Source organism: Enterobacter sp. ODB01, from assembly GCF_001623605.1.
GTDB lineage: Bacteria > Pseudomonadota > Gammaproteobacteria > Enterobacterales > Enterobacteriaceae > Enterobacter > Enterobacter kobei.
This window is the reverse complement of the sequence record NZ_CP015227.1, coordinates 3,896,219-3,916,324: the sequence shown is the minus strand read 5'-3', so window position 1 is coordinate 3,916,324 and position 20,106 is coordinate 3,896,219. Positions and strand designations below refer to the sequence as shown.

The window sequence follows — 20,106 nt, the reverse complement described above, 5'->3', positions numbered from 1 at the left end:
TCAAAAATTAAAACGGGCAGCCGGTACGGTGTTCCCAGTCGTATTCCGCCTGGGCGTAAGCAACTGCCGAAATGAAATCGTTGTAGGCCTCGCCAGCTTTATCGCTGCGAAGTCCTTCGTATGGGCTGGAGTCAATCGGTACGGAGAAGTGGAAGAGTCCGGACGGCTCTTTTGGCATCATGTCGATGATTTGCTGAGCCCGGTCGTCGATCCACTTCTCTTTCTCGTCCGTGAGCTGCTGTTCAACCCAGCGCCGATCTTCGATGCGGTCGTAAGTGAGGTATGCGTTCATGGTTGCCTCAGTAGTGGATTTTCGCGCATGGGATTAGGTCATCTTTCAGAGCGGTTAGCACTTCGATAGCCTGTTCGCGGGTTAAGCTGGTGTGGCTGGTGAGCGCATTAACAATGTTGGTGCCGACCGTCTTGCGGTGCTTCACGTCAGCTTCACGTTTTGCCTGTTCGTCGGCGATGCGTTTCTCTTCGGCCAGGCGTTTCTCTTCTGCCTGTTTTGCCTTGAGGCGCTCAGCCTCCACTGCCGCGGCTTTTTCGCGTTCCGCCCGGGCTTCTGCTTCCTGCTTCTCGCGAGCTGCACGCTGTTCCGCTTCGACGCGCTGGCGTTCAGCCAGCTCTGCACGGGCTTTCTCTTCAGCTTCACGGCGCGCTGCGGCTTCAATCTCTGCTTTGTGCTTCGCTTCGGCATCGCGGCGGGCCTGTTCTGCCGCTTCCTGTTTCAGCCGCTCGTCACGTTCACGTTGAGCCTGTTCCGCCAGGCGTCGCTGTTCTTCGCGGTCGCGGTCAATATCCTTGTTCATCAGCAGGGCCATTTCATGGTCTGCTTCGATCTTGGCAGCCAGTTCCTGATCGAACTTGATGTTAATTTGCAGAGCTTCGGCGTGCAGCGCGTTCATAGCCTCTTCAGCCTTGATGCGTTCCTGCTCGGCTTCCCATTCAGTTAGTGGGCGTCGGGTCGCATCGCGCAACTCGTCACAGGCATCAACGAAACGCTTAATTTCGGCCTCAGCCGGACGCACAGCCTCTTTCAGGCGCTTAAGGTACTCACGTCCCGGCTTTTCGATTGCTGTCTTGCTGCGGGAAACCTGCGCCGCCAGAGAGGCGACACGGTCACGGCCCTTCTTCGTGGACAGGTCCGGCACTTCGTTTACTGCCTGGCGGATCTGTTCAAGGTAAGCATCAAGGCCGCCCGAGATGTATAGCGCTGGAGCCTGATCCGGCTTGATTTCGATGACAGTTAAGTCCGTTACTTCGCTCATGGTTTCTCCTGAAATTTGGATGTGCAGATGCCGCCCGCTTAATGCCAGGCCGATCGGTTGAATAGGGGGTTAGGTATCAGTGAACCATCGGCTCGCCGCGCTCATTCAGCAGCACAACGACAGAATCACTTTTGATGATGGTTTTTTCGAAGATGTTGAAGGCGTACAGGCCTTTCTCAACGTTCGCAGAGGCGCGATAAGTTTTGCCGTGGTGTTGCAGCATTGTGCCCGGTAAAACCTCGCTACGTGGCACTGATGCTGTTCCGTAGTGCATTCCAATCATACCTTCACCTCAACCTGTTCCAGGAGGCCAGCCAGCTTCATGTGCCAGCGGTTCAGCGTCAGCTTTTCACGCGGGCTCGATACCGACGTCAGCTGCCACTCGTTATCGTTGAGCTTTTTGGCTGTGTACTGCTTGCCGTTGTGGGTGACTGTCATGATGCCTCCCGCGCGCGGAGCATGGCGTCGGCAATGTAATATGCATCTTCGGCTAATTCTTTGTATTGTGGTGATTCCGGGCCGCCACCAAACGAATGTCCGTCCCATCTGCGCACAATTGATGCCATAGCCTTAGCCGCGAAGTAGTCGCGTAGCGTCATGCCATGGCTGTCGACTATCAGGTTTTCTTTTTCACCCTTATGCACTCCGGAGTAAGGGAATGCTGGGCCGCCATTATTCTTCCTCATAAATCCTCTTGGCCTTATCGCGGCGAACGGAACGGTTAATACAAGACTTCAACGCATTTATTCAGTGTTTCAATGGGCGGTGGATGGCCGCCGGTTGTCATAACTAAGCAACCTCTGTGAAGTTGCTGAGGTATGGCCGATAAAAAACCCGCCGAAGCGGGTCATTCATTCTTTGGTATGCCGCAAAGGGCGTTTAGTGTTTCAACGGGAATGGAAAGTGCGGTGCTGGTCGCTTCACGGCGTTCCACCTCAGGCAAATATGGCACTGCCTCAGGCCACATCTCAGCCAGTTTTTTAACAGTTGAGACTTTGGTTAGAGCGCCCTTAACCTGCAATTTGAAGGCATCAACTTCATCGTAAAGAACGTTGATGGTTACCGTCGATTCAGTAAGTCGGTCGTGTAATTTTCCAACCTTCTTCAGCGTGATGTAACTTTCAGGAACAAAACCCGATTCAACTACCGGCGAGAAGGAAGCTCCGAAGAACAGGTCGCTTTCAAGATCGTGCTTACCAATATGTTTTCCACGGTGGCGATAGCGATGATCCAAACCGTTCCTGGCTAATTCGTGATACTCACCATTGATAATGGCCTTTAAAATTGCAGTTTTAGCGCCGACCTGCATCTTGATGAACGAGTTATCTTTGAAATCTTCCCGAGCCTTAGTTATTTGCTCATCGCTAGTGTTTTCCTGCTTGAGCAATGCCTGTCGAATTTCTTCAACAATTTTCGCCCTCTCATTAACCGCAGCTTTCGCTTTCTCAAACAATGGGGATGCGAGAAGCAGGTTATGGCATAGCTGATTTTTAATTTCGTTGTTAAGACGAATCATTGACTTACCCTCTGTCGTTAGCCGCTGATGCGGGAGAAATGCTTTAGTGGTGAAGGCCGGACGTTACCCCGGCGATGTGTTCAAGGTCGGACGAAACCGAACTCTCTGGGCCACCTGCCTGCCCAATCGTGAAATACGATGCGCTCACGTAGACGCTGAGCGTGTCACCGATTTCCCACGCCGCTTCACCCCAAAACATTCCTTTGGTACTACTGCCCCGATGTTCGGGAACTGAGCAGCAAACCATTCCGGTGCGGAGTCCTCTTCGTGTGCTATACCCGCCACGCGTTACACACCTGCCTCAATCCCATTGGGCGCCATTTCAATTTGCCAGGAGCGCTCCGGGTGATTTGCTGCTTGACTGAATTCTTAATGAGCAGGCGACTTGCTGTCCGCCGCTGGCTAACTTCGCTCAGCTGTCGATGTTTCGTTTCGATGGATTGATAATAGCGATGAGTATTGTTTATAGCAATACGTATTGATATTAAATAATAGCAATTGCTATTAATGTGCTGATAGCTAAAGGAATTTTTTTTGATATTTTTTAGAGAGGTTGGGATTCAGATCGTTTTTTTACTGCGGCGGGTGTAGCTGTGACGAATGGGCTGGCTGCGGCCAATAAAAAACCCAGCACTATGGCTGGGTTCTTCATGGCAGTGAAGGTTAGCGGGTAACCATAACCGTATTGTTCTGTCCTGCTTTTACTGAGGCTGCTGACATCAGCGCACCGCCTTCAGTTACCAGGCCGTACGTGGATGGGCGCATCCAAGTAACGCTGGTCTGGACGTAATATTCGCCAGGCGCAATGTTATCGAACTCAAACTTACCCTGGGCATCAGCAATAGTGACTTTCTCATATTTCGCTGCGCGCATATCTTCTTTGTCACAGCGGGTAAGCCCCATGCAGGTGGCGAACTGGAAATCGGTATAGGAGGTTTTTGGCATCAGGATAACCTGACTGCCAGCTGCCACTTTCACGTCTCCGCCCATTGTCTTAAGGAAGGCCTGGCCAGTCAGCTTCTCGGAGCCATCCAGTTTCAACTTGTCATACTCTGCCTGTGGGAACGGCGGAAGATTTACTGGTTTAGGAATGGACACACACCCAGAGAGAAGCGCAGCTGCAGTCGCTGCAATAAAGAGCTTTTTCATGATGATCCTTGCTGTGAAAAGCCGTTAGGCTAAAAGTTAACCGTGTTTTCTATATGTTTGAGGCATGCTGCCTATCACTTTTCCGAACACCAGTATCCTGTTCATTTCTTCTTTTTCAATAGGATCCCATGGACGGTAAGTCTGGTTGTCTGAAATGACAAGTAGCTTATCCTTCATCTTCTGAAGGCGCTTCACGTGAGATGTGTCGTCGTATATGAAGGCGTAGATCCCATCACCATCAAAGTGCTGGACGCTGATGTCGACGAACAGTAAGTCACCTGGTTCAATGGTCCCGGACATGCTGTCTCCGCGAACATTGATGATTCTGATCTGCTCAGCCTTCCTGCCATTAAACATCCGACGAGCGTCTTCGACTGAATATTCCACGGATCTAAGCACCTCTACGAACTCGCTGTTGATGGCTCCTGGCCCAGCGCTCACGTAAAAGTCTAGCGCTTCAATGCGGAATGTGTCAGTAGGCGCCAGCTCTGTTTTTGGCTGCGAAATCGCGGGCATTTGACCATCGTCACGCATTGGTCCAACTCCGGTTGAAAGCCACTCAGAGCGAACGCCAAGCGCATTGGCAATCTCAACGATTTTAGTTGAGCCGCGGGCGTTGCCGCTGGTCAGCCGCCAGATAGTGGGCTGAGCGACGCCAGACGCCTTAGCCAGAGCGCCCTGAGACATGCCAGATAGTTCCATTGCCTGATTCAGGCGTTCTGCAAGAGTTTCTTTTTTCATGAGTTTAAATTTATACGCTTGCGTATTGATGGTCAAAACACGTTTAGCTATTGCCTAAATCAATACGCATTGCTATTATCAATTCACACCAATACTCATAGGAATTGGAAAATGACGAACAAAACCATCCAGCGCGCCATTGATATCGCTGGTAGCCAGAAGAAATTAGCCGACCTTTGCGGTGTGGCGCAGCCGACGGTATGGCGCTGGTTGCACGGTGGCGGCATTGATGCTCGCTACGTAATGAAGATTGTTTCTGCAACCAACGGCAAGCTTAAGCCAGCAGATATCCGCCCAGATCTCGCCCAGCTCCTTGGGGCAAATAACACAGCCGCTTAACGGCGGCCCTAACCACGAAAGGGAAAGCAATGCATTCACTTGCGTATCAACAAGGTAACAAATTTTCGCCAACGGCGATGATTTACCAGAATCGCCGGGAACCTTATTCCAAGGCGTTAAACATCGATGGGATCCGCGCAGCTGTGCGCGCCTGGGCAGCTGATTGCCGCAGCCGTGAATTTGTCGCAGCGCTGATTGTGGAAGAGTGGCGGGCAACCGGCGGAACCGGTCTGGATATCCCGACTGACTCGCACCGTCAGATGCAGAAAGTGTTTCGCTGGATCGATGGCGACACAGAGTACGCCGCCAACAACATTCGCCAGCTGGCACCGGCAATTATGTCCGTCCTGCCGCTGGAGTACCGCAACCGCTTAGCGCCCCAGAACGACACTATGTCCCTGATCGCCTCTGCGATGAAAGAGTGTGCCGAAGCTAAACAGGCCGTGCTGCTGGACGCTCCAGAGCATCAGAAGCTGAAAGAGGTAAGCGAGGGTATAGCGTCGCTCTTCCGCCTCATGCCGGAGCAGGTAGGGCCGCTGATGACGATGGTCACGTCGATGCTGGGGGTTATGTGAGAGGCACCAGAAAAGAAAAAGCCCTTGAAGCGGTAACTTCAAAGGCCCTTATCACACTGTGTTACGCCAAGTAACGGGAGTAAGTATGTCAAATACCGCAGAAATTCTCAACTTTCCCGCAGTAGTTTCGGGAATACAGGAGCAACGCGTGGCCGATACAGACGATGGGTACACCCGTCTGGCAAACGAGTTGTATGAGGAGCTTATCGGCGCGAACCTGACTAAAAATCAGGCCAAGGTAGCTCATGCTGTTTGCCGCAAAACCTATGGGTTCAACAAGAAGATGGATCGCATAGCAGACTCACAACTTTCTGAGCTGACCAGACTACCTCGCCAGAAGGTTAACACTGCCAAAAACGAGCTCATTGCGATGAATGTTTTGGTGTCCGACGGCATGCTTATCGGGCCCAACAAAAACCTGAGCGAGTGGGTGATTCCAGGTACTAAACCTGCGCCAAAATGTCACCACGGTAGTGACTGTCACCATAATAGTGACAATGTCCCTATGGTAGTGACAAAAAGTGTCACCAAAACAGTGACAGCCCTGTCACCAAAATGGGGACACACAAAAGACACTATTACAAAAGACAATAAAGACAATATTAATAAACCCCCTAAATCCCCCAAACCGGCTTCGTTCGATCCGGCTGGTGTTGACCTTCCTGAATGGCTGTCAGTTTCAGTCTGGAAGTCCTGGGTCGATTATCGTCGTGACCTGAAGAAACCGATCAAGTCTCAGCAGACGGTAACTCAGGCCATCAACCTGCTCGAGCGTTGCAAGTGCAGCGGTTATCAGCCTGAAGAAATCATCAACCAGAGCATCGCAAATGGCTGGCAGGGTTTGTTTGAACCGAAAGGTGCTAAACAGCCTGTGCGCACTCCGTCACGAGTATCTGAGAACTTCGCTGGCAAGGACTATGGCCAGACTGAAATTCCGTCATGGGCGAGGGACTGAGTATGGAACTGCTCGAAAAAATCGACGCTATCGAAAAAATGCTGGAAGTTCTCGGCAGGCCGCCAGAGCAACTCCCTAACTGCGAGATCGTCTGTGAAACGGTGCTTTGCGAGAAACACGGCGAATACGAACAGCGTAAACGCGTGCTTACCAGCAGCCTGATCAAGCTACCGTCACCGCCAACTCGCTGTCCTGGCTGTCTGCGTGATGAATTGACCTTCCTGTATGCCGAGAAAAAGCGCTGGGAAGACCGCACGCGCCAGCAGAACATCGATCGCCTGCTGCGCCAGCTTGAAATCCCTGAGCGCTTTGTGACGTGCACGCTGGAAAACTACCAGCCGGTGGGTAAAGAGTCAGAACGCGCGCTGCGGGTTTGCCAGGCGTATGCCGCGAAGTGGCCCGAGCGCCTGAATCAGGGTGGCGGGCTGGTAATGTGCGGCAAGCCGGGGACCGGTAAAAACCACCTCGCCCTAGCGATCGCCCGCTACGTCATCGAGAACCACCAGAGCCCGGTAATTTTCACCACAGCGCTGAAGATTGCCCGTGAGTTCAAATCAACGTGGTCGAAAACAGCGACGCGCTGCGAAAACGACGTGATTTCGCAATTCACCACTCCGGACCTGTTGATCATCGATGAGGTTGGTGTCCAGTTCGGCAGCGAAGCCGAGAAGCTGATCATGTTCGAAATCATCAACACCCGGTACGAGCGGATGAAGCCGACCATCCTGATCAGCAACCAGACCAAAGAAGAACTGGCAGCGTTCGTAAGTGAGCGTGTTATTGACCGCATGAGCGACGGCGGCGGGTGCACGCTGTCATTCACCTGGGATTCTTACCGTTCCAAGGGGGCAGCGTGAAAGCATGCAGCGATGACTATGTCGTTATCAACGAGTATTCGAAAGGCGATGCAGCCTGGATAGAGCGCGTTGATACCGATGAAAAGCGAAAAGCACTTTACAAATCGAGTTGGGAAATAGCCGTAATCTCGCTCGCAATCGTTCGTGAATATGGGATCCGGAGGGTAGGCAATGACCATAACAATCCGTGAGCAGGTGCTGGCAGCCCTGCGCAATAACCCAGGGCTGAACAACGCCAAACTGGCAGGGCTTATCGGCATGGACACCAAAAAGATATCCGGGACGGTGAGCACGCTGCTGGCCGATGGGCTGATCAGCTGCGAAGGAAAATACGGCCAGCGCCTGTACAGCCTGACCAGCTACGGCATGCGCTTCGCCCCTGACACGATACCGGGTATGAGGCAGGGCAAGTCGAAGTTAATTCAGCGGACGGACACGAACGTGATCTGCCAGGAGTGCCGGAACAGCGCAACTATGAAGCGGGTATTGATGGTTTGGGGGAGGGTAGGGGTATGAAAATCGAAGATATCAAAAACGTTGCGGTGTTCTTCAATATGAACGGCAAGACAGTAGCGTTACGAATGGATGCAGAGCAGAAGCGGATCGTCGCATTAATGGCGCTGAACACGGCTGATGCTCGGGCAGAACTGATTGAAGTGCCGCACATGACTTTACCAGCAGAACCAGCCATGCAGGAGGCCGCCCAATGAGCAACATCGACAAACATGCCGTGCAAGCAGTTGCCGATTTGAAAGCTGGTTACAGACTCGGTCACGCTGATGTGGCAATACTGAACGAGCTGGCGCGTATAGCACTGGCATCGCTCGAAGCGGAGCCTGTGGCGTGGCTACTGTCAGGCGGCGGCTCAAAAAACAACGTCAGCTTCGATAGTGGCAATGCTTATGCCGACCCGCTGCGAGAAGTAACGCCGCTCTACACCGCCCCGCCAGCACCGGTATCTGTGCCCGCTGCGATGGAAATGGATGATGACTTTGACAGCGCGTTTGAACACGGAAAAGCTGTCGGCTGGAACGCCTATCGAGCAGCCATGCTTCAGTCGTTCGGTAATTCCGAACAACTCAACTCTCCGGTGATTCCGGATGGTTGGGTGGCTTGCAGTGAGCGGATGCCGGAGCAGTTTAAGGCCATCCTGGCATTCAATGAGTATGGAGAAGTTTGGTCTGGTGCGTATGACAGGTACTGGAATTTCTATTGCGATAATCTGTTGGTAGAGCATGTCACCCACTGGATGCCGCTGCCAGCAGCACCGCAGCAGGAGGCATGATGTACGACAAATATACTCTCAATCGCTGCGACGCAATGGAGTGGCTGGCTGAGCATTACCCAGTCTTTCCAGACAGGATGCCAGATGTGCCCCTAAAGGCTGACTGGTGTAGTGCCAACCTGTTTATGGGGTGGGGTTTCGTGATTTTGCTCGATGGCACCCTGGTGTTTGCTGACTGCCTATCGCCTCCAATCCGGGCGGAAGACATGGCAGGCTTCAAATTGCCCGATTTGGTGTAACTGCCATACAAGCGATATGGGAATCCCCATATCGACAGCCAGGGCCTCTCCGGAGGCCTTTTTCTCGCGTTGATTTTGTTGAATCAACCGTCCATAATCATTTCATCGGAGCCTGAACAACTCCGGTGACTTCTGCGCATTTAAGGGGACTTAAATGCGACCACAATCTGAACTCTTCACCTTGTCACAGATGCAGAAATGCACCTGCGATTTTCTGCATTCTGCGGTTTCCGTTAAGGAGGCCGTATGAACATCCCTGAGTGCGGCATTAAGCTTCACACTGGCAACTTCAACGCCATCGGAAAATTACTTCAGGAACAACTGCAGAGTGGCAAGCCGCTTCGCCTGCAGGTGAAGGAATGGCGCGATAAACGAAGCCTGTCACAGAACTCACTTTTTCACATGTGGATGGGTGAAATCAGCGAATACCTGATTAACTCCGGGCGAACCGACGCGACGCCTGAGTGGGTTAAGCGCAACCTCAAGAAAACCTACCTCGGCTGCGAAGAGGTGACCTACACCGATTTCATCACCGGTGAGAAGACAACGAGTTGGGAGCCGCGCCACACCTCTGACCTCGATACCGGTGAAATGCATATCTTCCTGGTGAAGGTTGAGATGTGGTGCGCCCAGTTCGGCCTGGCCCTGACTATTCCTAACGGCTGCGAGTACCAGCAGCTGCGCGAAAAGCAGGAGGCATGATGTCTACTCCACTTTCCCGCGTCATCACGAACGAAATCTTCCGCGTTCCGGCGCGCCGCCAGCGTAAGCCAGTGGTTAAGCCGTCCGACATCCCGACCTTGAAAGACTATACCGCCCGCCTGGTGGATCAGAAATGGCTCCGTCTCGCGGCACGGAGGGCGCATGGCTAATTTGTGCAAAGCGGCTCGCGGGCGCGAATGTCAGGTGCGGATCCCCGACGTATGCAACGGCAACCCTGAAACCTCAGTGTTGGCACATATCCGTATTGCAGGCCTCTGCGGCACAGGAATCAAGCCACCTGACCTGATCGCAACCATCGCATGCAGCAGCTGCCACGACGAGATTGATCGCCGTACCCGTCTGGTCGATGCGGAATATGCAAAGGAGTGCGCGCTTGAAGGAATGGCACGCACGCAGGTTATCTGGCTGAAAGAGGGGCTCGTAAAAGCATGAATGAATATCGCATCAGTCTCCCTTGGCCGCCGAGCAACAACCGCTACTACCGGCATAACCGCGGGCGCACGCATATCAGCGCAGAAGGACAGGCGTACCGCGACAGCGTCGCCAGAATCATCAAAGCCTCAATGCTGGATATCGGGCTGACCACGCCCGTGAAAATTCGTATCGAGTGCCACATGCCGGATCGCCGTCGCCGGGACCTGGACAATCTGCAAAAGGCGGCGTTCGACGCCCTGACGAAATCCGGGTTCTGGCTCGATGACCAGCAGGTCGACTACTACAGCGTGAAGAGAATGCCAATCGTCAAAGGCGGCAGGATTGAACTGACCATCACCGAATTGGAGGCCGAATGAACCACACAGACTTCCTGCGGTACCAGGCAGAAAGCGTAAAGCGCGCCAACATGCCACCAGTAGCAAAGCACAGCCAGACCAAAACCAACCAGCCACAGAAGGAAGCCGCATAATGAAACTGGAATTAACCAACGACCAGCATCAATGGGTAGACCAGTGGCTCCAGTTGTGGGGCGCATGGTGCCAGACCGGAAAGATTGATAAAGCGATGATCAACATGATTGCCAGATTCATGGCTACCGTTGAGCCCCAGCAAGCATCACGGCCGGTATGTAGTGATGATGACGGGATGCTTATAGATGCAGTCATTCGTCACTATCTAAAGAATGTGGATGAAAATGCCTGGCGGGTTATTTTCGCCTACTACGTTTGTAACTCCAGCGAGATACGAATTGCATCATGGCAGCATGCAATAAGTAAGCCTCGCCTGATGAAGACTCGTGGCGGCAATCAGTATAAACATCCAAGCATCTCGACAATCCGCAGAGAGGTGAAGCAAATCATCAATGCTTCACTGTTCTGTTTATACCATCCGCTGCAAAATGCGTTTAACGATCGCGAAAATGTGAGGAAAATTGCAAATAAATCACACAACGTGCTTGCAATTTAATGAACAAATGAGCAAACTAATTCGTATATGTTGCCATTGTTGTGTGTAACATGAATGAATTCGAAGCCTCGCCATCGTGCGGGGCTTTTTCATTTCAGGGTCAGAAGCACAGCGGTTGTGCGTTCGGCTGTTAACCGAATGGTCGAAGGTTCGAATCCTTCCTGTCCCGCCAATTCTGCATCTGTCGTAGTTTGGGAATTACGTCTGGCTTCCAACCAGAAGATGCGGGTTCGATCCCCGCCAGATGCTCCAAATTCGCCGGTCTAGTTCATTGGCAGAACGGCAGCCTTGTAAGCTGCGCGTCAGAGGTTCGATTCCTTTGCCCGGCACCAGAACCCACTACCTGGGACCCTTCGGCCATAGAGCCGACATTGCCTTACCCTCATCTTCCCGGCCTGTCGCCGGGTTTTTTATTCAGGCCGCAGACAATCAATTCCAGATGCCACGTAGCTATCGTGTCTGACGGCCTTTCCCCACTACACAAACAGCACCCCGTTTTTCGGAGGTGATATGGCTAAACGTATGCAAGATAAAGAAAGCATTGCCGGAGTGTCATGGCTGATTGTCCTTGCTCTGTCATGCTGGGGCGGCCTGGTCCGATACCTTATTGACGTGAAGCAGAATAAAGCCACCTGGAGTTGGATCAACGCACTGGCACAAATCGCAGTGTCCGGATTTACCGGTCTCATTGGTGGCCTGATCAGCGTTGAAAGTGGGCTGAGCCTTTACATGATTCTGGTTACTTCAGGTATCAGCGGAGCGATGGGCTCCGTGGCGCTGACGTACTTCTGGGAACGCCTGACGGGGATGAAGAATGCAAACCAGTGACAAAGGCATTGCCCTGATCAAGCAGTTCGAAGGCTGCAAGCTCGCCGCGTACCAGGACAGCGTCGGGGTGTGGACGATCGGATACGGATGGACTCAGCCTGTCGACGGCAAACCGATCCGTGCCGGTATGACGATTAAGCAGGAAACAGCAGAACGTCTGCTGAAGACAGGGCTGGTCAGCTACGAAAGCGACGTGTCCCGCCTGGTTAAAGTCAACCTTACTCAGGGGCAATTCGACGCCCTGGTGTCGTTCACGTATAACCTCGGCGCCCGGTCCTTATCGACTTCGACTCTCCTGCGAAAAATCAACGCCGGTGATTACACTGGCGCTGCCGATGAGTTCCTGCGCTGGAACAAAGCTGGCGGCAAAGTCCTTAACGGGCTGACCCGTCGGCGTGAGGCGGAGCGCGCTCTGTTCCTGTCGTGATTGGCGCGCTGGTTAAACGTTACTGGTTGCAGCTGATGGTGGTGGCGTTAATAGGCGTACTGGCATTCTTCGTGAACCACTACCGCGATAACGCCATTACCTACAAAGACCAGCGCGATAAAGCCAATGAGAAACTCAGCCTGGCGAACGCCACCATTAAAGACATGCAGACACGCCAGCGCGATGTCGCTGCACTGGATGCCAAATACACCGGAGAACTGGCTGATGCGAAAGAAACTATTGAGCGTCTGCATAGCGATGTCATTGCTGGTCGTAAGCGGCTGCAGCTCAACGCAAACTGCCCCACGAATGGAGCGACCGGCACCGGCGGCATGGTCGATGCTACCGGCCCCCGACTTACTGACTCCGCTGAACGGGATTATTTCACCCTCAGAGAGCGAATCGTCACAGTGACGAAGCAGATCGGTTATCTGCAGGACTACATCAAAGAGCAGTGTCTTAAATGATTCGTTACCCAAATAACAGAGCCTGACTTCGGTCGGGCTTTTTTATGCCCGCAGTAAACCGCGCATCGCAGCGCATAACAATCCCGAGTCTTTCAGAAAGCTGAGCCTGAGAACTGCCGTATATGGTGGCGACCATCTCGGGGCGGCTTTTCTGTGCGAACAGGCTCACTTTCTAAAAGGTAAAGACGCTATGAATCATCAATTAGCTAATCTCGATTTCCGGGACATGGTGGCTGTTTCTGGTGATCGCGTGATCACAACCTCCCGCAAGGTGGCAGCTTACTTCGACAAGCAGCATCACCACATCATTCAGAAAATTGAAAAGCTAGACTGTTCGAATGAATTTCTAACCAGCAACTTTTCGCGGGTTACCTATGAACACAAGGGTAATCAGTATGTTGAATATGAAATCTCCAAAGACGGCGCGATGTACATCATCATGTCGTTTACCGGCAAAAAAGCTGCCGCCATCAAAGAGGCGTTTATCAAAGCGTTTAATTGGATGCGTGACAGACTGATGGAGTTGGCTCACTCATACCAAAGAGAGCACAACGAATTAATGCTGGAGTTCATGAAGGAAAAGGATGTTGCAAGTATGTCAGGCCGCTTGCTGAACCGCTGGGGCAGAATCAAGAAGCCACAACTCATAGCAAGAATCGAAAGGCTTGAGCAGCAGGCGCAAATATCGATCCCCGGACTGCCAAAGTGACCATTCCAAAGCTCATCTTCTGGTGGGCTTGATAATGGTTATAAACATAAGCAGTTTAATCAATCAGATGATTATCTTACGCAATTGGATTTCTTCCTGCCCGTTGAGTTGGGCGTACTCCACTAATTGCTTAATAAGCGATTCTTTGTCATTAGACATCAAGGAAGAAACGTAAAGACCAGTTGTCCATTCAAAAACGCTCACTAAGAATAAGGGCGATTTTCTTGAGTACTGATAATTTATTGAGAAGTTATTGCAGATTCTTTTCTTTTCCATGGGGTAAATTTGTACTTAATGCAAATTATCGGCATTTATAATGCTGTAATGGTTTGAGATAAATGAGTACTTCACTTTGGGTAAAAGATACTTTAGCACCGCTAAAAATAGTAGGATTAATCTTAGGTTGTTGTTGTTTTTAGCACAATATGAATAATAAATTCAACTAAACACAACGATAACAACCGATGAAAATTCAATCTATTACAATCGCTTTTCTGGTGGCGATATCGTCACCCTCATACTCAGCCTTTCAGGAAAGGGAATACAATACCTGGTATCAGAAAGATGCAGTGCTTTACGACATTACGCAGACCTCAGAGGGATTGCCTGTCATGATAAGCATCTCTCAACCCGGGAGGGGAGCAGCAAATATGCTGGTGTCCTATATGTCCGATGGCAGTTGTGGAGATAAGAAGGAGTTGCTTAATGTGAACGGGAAGGATGTTCCTGCAACTTACAGGTGTGTATCGGTCGGGGCAAACAGGATTGAGCACTTTGCAGTTAATGATGCCGAAAAGGTCAATGAGATGGTTAACCACCTCAAGTCAGATTTCACTTTGCTGCTTCAGAACGATATCAAAGTCTGGGCTGCGAACATAAAGACGCCGAAGTATGGCATAGCACCAAGATTTTAAATCGCTATATCTAACCGCCTGAAGGCGGTTTTTTAATGGCAATAACATTGGTTATCCCCTCTAAGGGATAAGCACCTGAATATCCCTTGTAGGGGATAAAGAGGCTCTCAATGCCTGACATCTACCAAATCACGCTAACCACCCAAACAGGCGAAACCTTCACAGGCAAGATGTCACGACGTCAACCCGAGCTGGTTAACGGCTTTGTGCCGCTGGCTACGGAAACGGGACAGTGGCTGTATTTCGCTCCCGCCGACGTTAAGCGCGTGGAGTTCACGCCGGTACCGGAAGAGCAGACCGAACAAACAACGGAGTAACCCATGGTTAACGATGACGAGCGCAGGCCGTATCCGCCAGTTAACTTCATCGCCTCCGACAACTTGCAGCCATACACCAGGCTGATACCTGCCAATGAAGTGCATGAGTGGGTAAACCGACAAATCTTCAGTGATACCGGAAGCATCCACAACCCTGACCATGAGCACCTGCTTGAAGCTGACCTCTGCTTTATGTGGGCGTCTGACTCATTCGCGAAGAAAGGGCGTTACGTTCTCGGTCAGGCAGAGCAGGTAATGTTCCGCGCCGGTGGTTGGCAGAAAGCCAGAATGGAACAGCAGATGCATGAATGGTTCGGGCGCATACCGAAGTTCATCATCACGCTGGCAGCCGATTACTGCTCACAATGCAGTGACCTTGAGTTCTGCGCACTGGTAGAGCATGAGCTTTACCACATCGCACAGGCCACCGATGATTTCGGCGCGCCGAAGTTCAACAAAGAGACCGGGCAGCCAGTGCTTACACTTCGCGGCCACGACGTCGAAGAATTCACTGGTGTTGTACGTCGATACGGTGCCAGCAAAGAAGTGCAGGAGCTCGTTGATGCGGCCAATGCGCCAGCAGAAGTGGCTCACATCGATATAGCCAGGTCATGCGGGACGTGCATGTTGAAGCTGGCGTAACGCTTTATTCAGATTGTCATGGAGGTAGCCTGTGGCAGCATTATCGACAGAGGTTAAAGCCTTCATCGTTCAATCACTCGCCTGCTACGAGACCCCGGTAAAAGTCATTGAGCTTGTAAAGGCTGAATACGGCATCGATGTCTCACGGCAGCAGGTGTCGCAATATACGCCCGGCAACGCAATGGCGGCCAAGTTGAGCCAGAAGTGGATTGACCTGTTCAACGCCACCCGTAAACGATTCCAGAATGAGATCGCCGACATTCCGATCGCCAACAAGGCATATCGTCTCCGTGCACTTGACCGGATGATGACTCGCGCCGAGGGAATGAAAAACATGGCGTTGGCTGCTTCGCTGATGGAGCAGGCCGCCAAAGAGGTTGGCGACGCATACAGCAACAAACAGAAGGTCGAGCACACCAGCCCAGACGGCAGCATGTCACCGAGACCGACGACAATTCGCCTGGTAGGAGTTGACCCAGCCAATGGAAAGCCAAGTTGACCTCCAGATACCAGCCAAGTTAGTACCCGTATTCGCGACAGAAGGCATCCGCTATCGTGGTGCTCATGGCGGGCGCGGTTCTGCAAAGACCCGCACGTTTGCACTAATGACCGCAGTCAAGGCTTACCAGGCGGCGGAGGCCAATATCAGCGGCGTGATCCTGTGCGCTCGCGAATACATGAACTCGCTGGAAGAATCCTCCATGGAGGAGGTGAAGCAGGCCATTCGCTCCGTTCCGTGGCTTGATGATTACTTCGACATCGGCGAGAAATACATCCGGACAAAGAACCGCAGAGTCAGCTACGTATTCTGTGGTCTTCGCCATAACCTCGACAGCATCAAATCCAAAGCGCGCATTCTTGTGGCCTGGGTTGATGAGGCCGAGTCTGTATCCGCTACTGCGTGGAAAAAGCTACGCCCGACCGTTCGTGAAGAAGGCTCAGAGATATGGGTCACATGGAACCCGGAGAAAGACGGCAGCGCCACCGATAAGCTCTTCAGAAAGAACCCGCCAAAAAGCTCGATGATCGTCGAGATGAACTATGTGGACAATCCATGGTTCCCTGCGGTGCTCGAGGAGGAGAGGCAGGAAGACCTGGCAAACCTCGATTACGCAGACTATGCGTGGATCTGGGAAGGCGCTTACCTCGAAAACTCCGATAAACAGGTGCTGGCTAACAAATACGTCGTGCAGAGCTTCGAAGACGACCTCTGGCAGAAAGCAGAGCGCCTGTTGTTCGGCGCAGACTTCGGATTCGCAAAAGACCCCAGCACGCTTATTCGCATGTTTATCCTGGATAACAACCTCTACATCGAATACGAGGCTTACGGAAACAGCGTTGAGCTCGACGACATGTGGAAGTTCTACGCCGGGAAAACAGACGCCACGCCGAAGCAACTTGTCGACTGGAAGGTTACAGACGAGGCTAAATTCCCAGGCATCCCTGAAGCGCGTAAATGGCCTATCAAAGCCGACAACTCCCGCCCTGAGACTATCAGCCACATCAAAGGGCAGGGGTTCAATATCTCCGCCGCTCAGAAGTGGCAGGGTAGCGTAGAGGACGGCATCACCTGCCTGCGTGGGTTTAAGAAGATCATCATCCATCCTCGCTGCAAAGAAACAGCGAAAGAGGCGCGGCTTTACTCTTACAAAACAGACCGTATCACTGGCGAAGTTCTGCCGGTTATCGAAGACAAAAATAACCACTGCTGGGATGGCGTCCGGTACGGTCTCGATGGGTACATCAAGCACAAAGCGCAAGTCGGCGCAGTATTCTTCTAAGGAGCATCGCCAGTGAGCGAACAAGATAACGGCCTTCAACTGGCTGTGAACAACCTCGCCACTGAAATGAGGCGAGCAAATTACCTGAATGCCATCGGCATCGGTGGTGGGAACACGAAGCGCCCGACGCTTTACCAGGAATTTGGCTACCCGCGTGAGATCACCTTCAACGACTTCTACAACATGTACCGCCGCAACGCCGCTGGCTTCGCTGTGGTGCATCGGCTGCTGGAAGGTTGCTGGCAGGACTATCCTGTCATTGTTGACGGTGATGAAGCGCAGGAAGCGGAGAAAAAAAACGCCTGGGAAAAGAAAGTCACCAAGCTCATGAAGAAGCTGTGGCCTAAGGTGAAGGATGCTGACCGCCGCAATATGGTTGGGCGTTACTCCGCGCTCCTGCTGCAGGTAAAAGACAATAAGCCATGGAGTGATCCAGTCGATATCAACCTTGTGAAGTCGCTGGGCGAGTCTGCTTTGGTAAAGCTTATTCCTGTGTGGGAGCCGCAGTTAACTGTCGCGGAATGGGATAACAACCGTCAGTCTGAAACGTTCGGCCAGCCGAAGATGTTCAACTTCAACGAGCAGCCGGTCGGTGATGAGCCTTTTGTCGGGCCGATGCGCGGAGAACCGGTACACCCGAGCCGCGTTATCCTGTTCTGCGAAGGGTCTGAAGACGACAACGTTCTGTCCGGCATCCCGCTACTGGAGGCTGGTTTCAACAAAGGCCTCGATATCGAGAAGATTTCCGGCGGTGGCGCTGAGGGCTTCCTGAAGAACGCCAGCCGTCAGATTGCCGTCGAATTCAGCAAAGAAACCGACATGAATACGCTGGCGGACCAGGCTAAACAGGCTGGCTATGCCGATCTCGGCGAAGCGATGGGCGACAAGGTCAACAAGCTTAACCGTGGTACCGATGCGGCCGCCGTGATGCAGGCCGGGCAGATGCGCGTTCTGAGCGTTACGCCCGGCGACCCGGGTCCGACGTGGGAAGTCACCGCGAACGAACTGGCCGCCTCTGTGCAAATCCCGTTCACCATCCTGTTCGGTCAGCAGACCGGGCGACTGGCGAGCGACGAGGATAAAACGGACTGGGCTATCCGCCGCAACACGCGCCGCAATGGCTTCCTGACAGACCGCATCACCGCGTTGCTGGAACGCTTCTGGACTCTTGGGATTATCGACCCACCGACCAAGGGCGAGGTAACCATCTCTTGGAGCGACCTGCTGGCGCCAGGCGAGAAAGAGAAGATTGAGAACGCTTCGAAACTTGCCGACATTGTGCAGAAAACCACTGGCTTCTATGGCGGTGAGCCGCCTGTTACAGCCAATGAGCTGCGCGAAGTGGTTGGGCTTGACCCGCTGCCGGAGCCAAAAGAACCACCAAAACCGGATGAGAAGGTGACTACCGATGATCCCCTGGCCGATGACACCAGAACAGACGGCAAAGGTGGGCCTGCCGATAGTTCCGCGCAGCAAGGTTGACCCTACCCGCTCTGCAAAGCAGGTTACCGCGATGTACCGGGATATCGAGAATCGGTATCTCGGCATTAAGCGCGCACTGAAAACGCTGTTAGACCAGCGCATGATCGGGCGTGAGCGCGAGGTAAACAGCCATAACTGGCACTTCCTTTGCCACGACCACGGCGAGGATGTGCGGATCTACCAGGTAAACGCCGGCAAGTTCATCTACGACATGTCGTCGCAGGAACTGGCTGGCCTGCTGGAAGCGGTGCAGGCTATTCTCGATGACCATCTGCTGGAGGGCGGCGAGCAAAACCTCTGGGCGATGGATTACGTCGTCGCTGAGGCGCAGCGCGGCACGCTGGAGGCATTCAACAACCTCTCGCAGCAGTCGCAGGTGTACGCCAGCCAGACGACGCTCCAGCAGCTTTTAAGCAGCCCCGGTCACCTTAATCAGGTGGCGGCGGCCAGGCTGACAACGTTCAGTGACTGGAAGGTCATCAGCGACACCGCCCGTGGCGATTTGACCAACATCATCACCGATGCGGTAGCGCGCGGCGTGAATCCTCGCGAGACGGCCAGCGTTATCAGCAAGCGACTCGACGTTTCGATGTCGAAGGCGAAGACCATCGCTCAGACTGAGCAGGTCGGCGCGCTGCGGCAGGCACAATGGAACGAAACGGACTGGGCTGCTGACAGGCTGGGGCTGAATACCGGCCTTCTGTGGCTGTCAGCGCTCAAGCCAACGACGCGCACCTGGCACGCCAGCCGTCACGGGAAGGTCTACACCACCGAAGAGGTGCGAGACTTCTACGCCGAGAACGGTAACCGGTACAACTGCTACTGCAGCCAGATTCCGGCCCTGCTCAACGACGACGGCAGCATTTTCAATGATGGCCTGGCGGATAAGCTGAAAAAAGAGCGTCAACAATGGAAGAAGACAGATTAGATTACATGGTGTTACATTTGAGCATCTCATTAAACGGAGGTTCAAATGTCAAAGTACGATGAATTGCGAATGGCTGTTTCTGATCTTGTTATCTCCGAAGATTTATACTGGGGAAAGCTTTATGATGTTTATCACAACTTTCAAGAAGAGTTGAGATCATACCTTGGTTTAAAAGATGAAAAAGTAATTAACGGACATGGCAATCTTGAACCAGTAGTGACAACTGGGCTGTATGATCAAAACAGTAAAAAGATAATCAGCCATGCAGGTTCAGCGCTGCCAAGGGAAGACCGTAAGCTTTGCTTCCAGATCCTATTAAATCTCTGCTCGTCCGAAACAGAAGACATCAGAATTGCAAAACTTATAAACGTCAAAGTAAGGCGAAACGGTGATGAGTATTTCTTCGAGTCTGATGGTCTACCGTCTGAAGTGAAGTGTTATGAAATTGACGGGCGTGTAAACATGAGTCCATTCTTTGATGAAGTGCACTCTACTTTGATCGCCAGATTAAACGTTAGAAAATGAAAGTCGTATTACTCAAGGTCGCCACGGCGGCCTTT

Annotated in this window: 34 protein-coding genes and 3 tRNA genes; 29 read left to right on the top strand and 8 right to left on the bottom strand. The window is 52.4% G+C overall.

What is annotated here, in order from left to right:
• Window positions 1–7: 7 nt before the first annotated feature.
• The 8 genes from gamL to A4308_RS18655 all read right to left on the bottom strand — a co-directional run bounded on the left by gamL (window position 8) and on the right by A4308_RS18655 (window position 4,677).
• Window positions 8–292, bottom strand: a complete 285-nt coding sequence (gene gamL, locus A4308_RS18690) for a host nuclease inhibitor GamL (protein ID WP_022651075.1) — start codon at window positions 290–292, stop codon at window positions 8–10.
• A 7-nt stretch (window positions 293–299) separates the two neighbouring features.
• Window positions 300–1,271 (bottom strand): hypothetical protein, encoded by a 972-nt coding sequence (locus A4308_RS18685; RefSeq protein ID WP_063308735.1) that lies wholly within the window; start codon window positions 1,269–1,271, stop codon window positions 300–302.
• A gap of 76 nt (window positions 1,272–1,347) precedes the next feature.
• On the bottom strand, window positions 1,348–1,554 hold the full coding sequence (locus A4308_RS18680) for a cell division protein FtsZ (RefSeq protein ID WP_001752704.1): 207 nt from the start codon (window positions 1,552–1,554) through the stop codon (window positions 1,348–1,350).
• Window positions 1,551–1,709: a hypothetical protein gene (locus A4308_RS22665; RefSeq protein WP_063308734.1), complete on the bottom strand. Its 159-nt coding sequence runs from the start codon at window positions 1,707–1,709 to the stop codon at window positions 1,551–1,553. The genes A4308_RS18680 and A4308_RS22665 overlap by 4 nt, the downstream gene beginning before the upstream one ends.
• Window positions 1,706–1,957, bottom strand: coding sequence for a hypothetical protein (locus tag A4308_RS18670; RefSeq protein ID WP_063308733.1), 252 nt, complete (start codon window positions 1,955–1,957; stop codon window positions 1,706–1,708). Before A4308_RS18670 ends, A4308_RS22665 begins: the two co-directional genes overlap by 4 nt.
• Before the next feature lie 161 nt (window positions 1,958–2,118).
• On the bottom strand, window positions 2,119–2,787 hold the full coding sequence (locus tag A4308_RS18665; protein ID WP_063308732.1) for an Nmad5 family putative nucleotide modification protein: 669 nt from the start codon (window positions 2,785–2,787) through the stop codon (window positions 2,119–2,121).
• A 663-nt stretch (window positions 2,788–3,450) separates the two neighbouring features.
• Complete coding sequence (locus tag A4308_RS18660) at window positions 3,451–3,936, bottom strand: lipoprotein (RefSeq protein ID WP_063308731.1); 486 nt, start codon at window positions 3,934–3,936, stop codon at window positions 3,451–3,453.
• A gap of 36 nt (window positions 3,937–3,972) precedes the next feature.
• The gene (locus tag A4308_RS18655) at window positions 3,973–4,677 is read right to left on the bottom strand and encodes an XRE family transcriptional regulator (RefSeq protein ID WP_047345900.1); all 705 of its coding nucleotides are present in this window, start codon (window positions 4,675–4,677) and stop codon (window positions 3,973–3,975) included.
• A 111-nt stretch (window positions 4,678–4,788) separates the two neighbouring features.
• Here A4308_RS18655 and A4308_RS18650 point away from each other — a divergent pair, with 111 nt between their 5' ends.
• The 29 genes from A4308_RS18650 (at window position 4,789) to A4308_RS18510 (ending at window position 20,071) form a co-directional block, all read left to right on the top strand.
• Window positions 4,789–5,016: a helix-turn-helix domain-containing protein gene (locus A4308_RS18650; RefSeq protein ID WP_025913385.1), complete on the top strand. Its 228-nt coding sequence runs from the start codon at window positions 4,789–4,791 to the stop codon at window positions 5,014–5,016.
• 29 nt (window positions 5,017–5,045) lie between these two features.
• A complete protein-coding gene (locus A4308_RS18645; RefSeq protein WP_063308730.1) occupies window positions 5,046–5,591 on the top strand; it encodes a toxin YdaT family protein in 546 nt (181 codons plus the stop codon).
• Window positions 5,592–5,676: 85 nt separating this feature from the next.
• On the top strand, window positions 5,677–6,546 hold the full coding sequence (locus tag A4308_RS18640; RefSeq protein ID WP_063308729.1) for a replication protein: 870 nt from the start codon (window positions 5,677–5,679) through the stop codon (window positions 6,544–6,546).
• Between the two features lie 2 nt (window positions 6,547–6,548).
• Window positions 6,549–7,403, top strand: coding sequence for an ATP-binding protein (locus A4308_RS18635; protein WP_231867148.1), 855 nt, complete (start codon window positions 6,549–6,551; stop codon window positions 7,401–7,403).
• Window positions 7,404–7,574: 171 nt separating this feature from the next.
• Window positions 7,575–7,919, top strand: coding sequence for a winged helix-turn-helix transcriptional regulator (locus A4308_RS18625; RefSeq protein WP_047345151.1), 345 nt, complete (start codon window positions 7,575–7,577; stop codon window positions 7,917–7,919).
• Complete coding sequence (locus A4308_RS18620) at window positions 7,916–8,113, top strand: hypothetical protein (RefSeq protein ID WP_063308727.1); 198 nt, start codon at window positions 7,916–7,918, stop codon at window positions 8,111–8,113. The genes A4308_RS18625 and A4308_RS18620 overlap by 4 nt, the downstream gene beginning before the upstream one ends.
• A complete protein-coding gene (locus A4308_RS18615; RefSeq protein WP_063308726.1) occupies window positions 8,110–8,688 on the top strand; it encodes a DUF551 domain-containing protein in 579 nt (192 codons plus the stop codon). The genes A4308_RS18620 and A4308_RS18615 overlap by 4 nt, the downstream gene beginning before the upstream one ends.
• Window positions 8,685–8,927: a hypothetical protein gene (locus tag A4308_RS18610; protein ID WP_141192643.1), complete on the top strand. Its 243-nt coding sequence runs from the start codon at window positions 8,685–8,687 to the stop codon at window positions 8,925–8,927. Before A4308_RS18615 ends, A4308_RS18610 begins: the two co-directional genes overlap by 4 nt.
• A 246-nt stretch (window positions 8,928–9,173) precedes the next feature.
• Window positions 9,174–9,629, top strand: a complete 456-nt coding sequence (locus A4308_RS18605) for a YbcN family protein (protein WP_063308724.1) — start codon at window positions 9,174–9,176, stop codon at window positions 9,627–9,629.
• Window positions 9,629–9,799, top strand: coding sequence for a NinE family protein (locus A4308_RS18600; RefSeq protein WP_063308723.1), 171 nt, complete (start codon window positions 9,629–9,631; stop codon window positions 9,797–9,799). The genes A4308_RS18605 and A4308_RS18600 overlap by 1 nt, the downstream gene beginning before the upstream one ends.
• Window positions 9,792–10,082, top strand: coding sequence for a DUF1364 domain-containing protein (locus A4308_RS18595; protein WP_063308722.1), 291 nt, complete (start codon window positions 9,792–9,794; stop codon window positions 10,080–10,082). The genes A4308_RS18600 and A4308_RS18595 overlap by 8 nt, the downstream gene beginning before the upstream one ends.
• On the top strand, window positions 10,079–10,441 hold the full coding sequence (gene rusA, locus A4308_RS18590; protein ID WP_063308721.1) for a crossover junction endodeoxyribonuclease RusA: 363 nt from the start codon (window positions 10,079–10,081) through the stop codon (window positions 10,439–10,441). The genes A4308_RS18595 and rusA overlap by 4 nt, the downstream gene beginning before the upstream one ends.
• The gene (locus A4308_RS22860; protein WP_156491235.1) at window positions 10,438–10,554 is read left to right on the top strand and encodes a hypothetical protein; all 117 of its coding nucleotides are present in this window, start codon (window positions 10,438–10,440) and stop codon (window positions 10,552–10,554) included. Before rusA ends, A4308_RS22860 begins: the two co-directional genes overlap by 4 nt.
• Window positions 10,554–11,051 carry an antiterminator Q family protein gene (locus A4308_RS18585; protein WP_063308720.1) on the top strand — a complete coding sequence of 166 codons (498 nt, stop codon included), beginning with the start codon at window positions 10,554–10,556 and terminating at the stop codon, window positions 11,049–11,051. Before A4308_RS22860 ends, A4308_RS18585 begins: the two co-directional genes overlap by 1 nt.
• Before the next feature lie 97 nt (window positions 11,052–11,148).
• Window positions 11,149–11,223, top strand: a tRNA-Asn gene (locus A4308_RS18580).
• Between the two features lie 5 nt (window positions 11,224–11,228).
• Window positions 11,229–11,303, top strand: a tRNA-Gly gene (locus tag A4308_RS18575).
• A gap of 5 nt (window positions 11,304–11,308) precedes the next feature.
• Window positions 11,309–11,383: transfer RNA gene (locus A4308_RS18570), tRNA-Thr, on the top strand.
• A 190-nt stretch (window positions 11,384–11,573) separates the two neighbouring features.
• Window positions 11,574–11,879: a phage holin family protein gene (locus A4308_RS18565; protein WP_122008274.1), complete on the top strand. Its 306-nt coding sequence runs from the start codon at window positions 11,574–11,576 to the stop codon at window positions 11,877–11,879.
• A complete protein-coding gene (locus A4308_RS18560; protein ID WP_063308719.1) occupies window positions 11,866–12,306 on the top strand; it encodes a lysozyme in 441 nt (146 codons plus the stop codon). The genes A4308_RS18565 and A4308_RS18560 overlap by 14 nt, the downstream gene beginning before the upstream one ends.
• Complete coding sequence (locus A4308_RS22335; protein ID WP_063308718.1) at window positions 12,303–12,773, top strand: lysis protein; 471 nt, start codon at window positions 12,303–12,305, stop codon at window positions 12,771–12,773. Before A4308_RS18560 ends, A4308_RS22335 begins: the two co-directional genes overlap by 4 nt.
• A gap of 190 nt (window positions 12,774–12,963) precedes the next feature.
• Window positions 12,964–13,482 (top strand): Rha family transcriptional regulator, encoded by a 519-nt coding sequence (locus A4308_RS18550; protein WP_032665710.1) that lies wholly within the window; start codon window positions 12,964–12,966, stop codon window positions 13,480–13,482.
• A gap of 464 nt (window positions 13,483–13,946) precedes the next feature.
• Entirely contained in the window at window positions 13,947–14,396 is a 450-nt protein-coding gene (locus A4308_RS18545) for a hypothetical protein (RefSeq protein WP_023150211.1), read from the top strand.
• 110 nt (window positions 14,397–14,506) lie between these two features.
• A complete protein-coding gene (locus A4308_RS18540; RefSeq protein ID WP_063308717.1) occupies window positions 14,507–14,713 on the top strand; it encodes a hypothetical protein in 207 nt (68 codons plus the stop codon).
• Between the two features lie 3 nt (window positions 14,714–14,716).
• Window positions 14,717–15,355: a putative metallopeptidase gene (locus tag A4308_RS18535; protein WP_063308716.1), complete on the top strand. Its 639-nt coding sequence runs from the start codon at window positions 14,717–14,719 to the stop codon at window positions 15,353–15,355.
• Window positions 15,356–15,386: 31 nt separating this feature from the next.
• Window positions 15,387–15,854: a DUF2280 domain-containing protein gene (locus A4308_RS18530; RefSeq protein WP_063308715.1), complete on the top strand. Its 468-nt coding sequence runs from the start codon at window positions 15,387–15,389 to the stop codon at window positions 15,852–15,854.
• A complete protein-coding gene (locus tag A4308_RS18525; protein WP_063308714.1) occupies window positions 15,838–17,136 on the top strand; it encodes a PBSX family phage terminase large subunit in 1,299 nt (432 codons plus the stop codon). Before A4308_RS18530 ends, A4308_RS18525 begins: the two co-directional genes overlap by 17 nt.
• Before the next feature lie 12 nt (window positions 17,137–17,148).
• Window positions 17,149–18,618 carry a DUF1073 domain-containing protein gene (locus A4308_RS18520; RefSeq protein WP_063308713.1) on the top strand — a complete coding sequence of 490 codons (1,470 nt, stop codon included), beginning with the start codon at window positions 17,149–17,151 and terminating at the stop codon, window positions 18,616–18,618.
• Window positions 18,545–19,546 (top strand): phage minor head protein, encoded by a 1,002-nt coding sequence (locus tag A4308_RS18515; protein ID WP_063308712.1) that lies wholly within the window; start codon window positions 18,545–18,547, stop codon window positions 19,544–19,546. The genes A4308_RS18520 and A4308_RS18515 overlap by 74 nt, the downstream gene beginning before the upstream one ends.
• Window positions 19,547–19,591: 45 nt before the next feature.
• Window positions 19,592–20,071 (top strand): hypothetical protein, encoded by a 480-nt coding sequence (locus A4308_RS18510; RefSeq protein WP_063308711.1) that lies wholly within the window; start codon window positions 19,592–19,594, stop codon window positions 20,069–20,071.
• The last annotated feature ends 35 nt before the right edge of the window (window positions 20,072–20,106 follow it).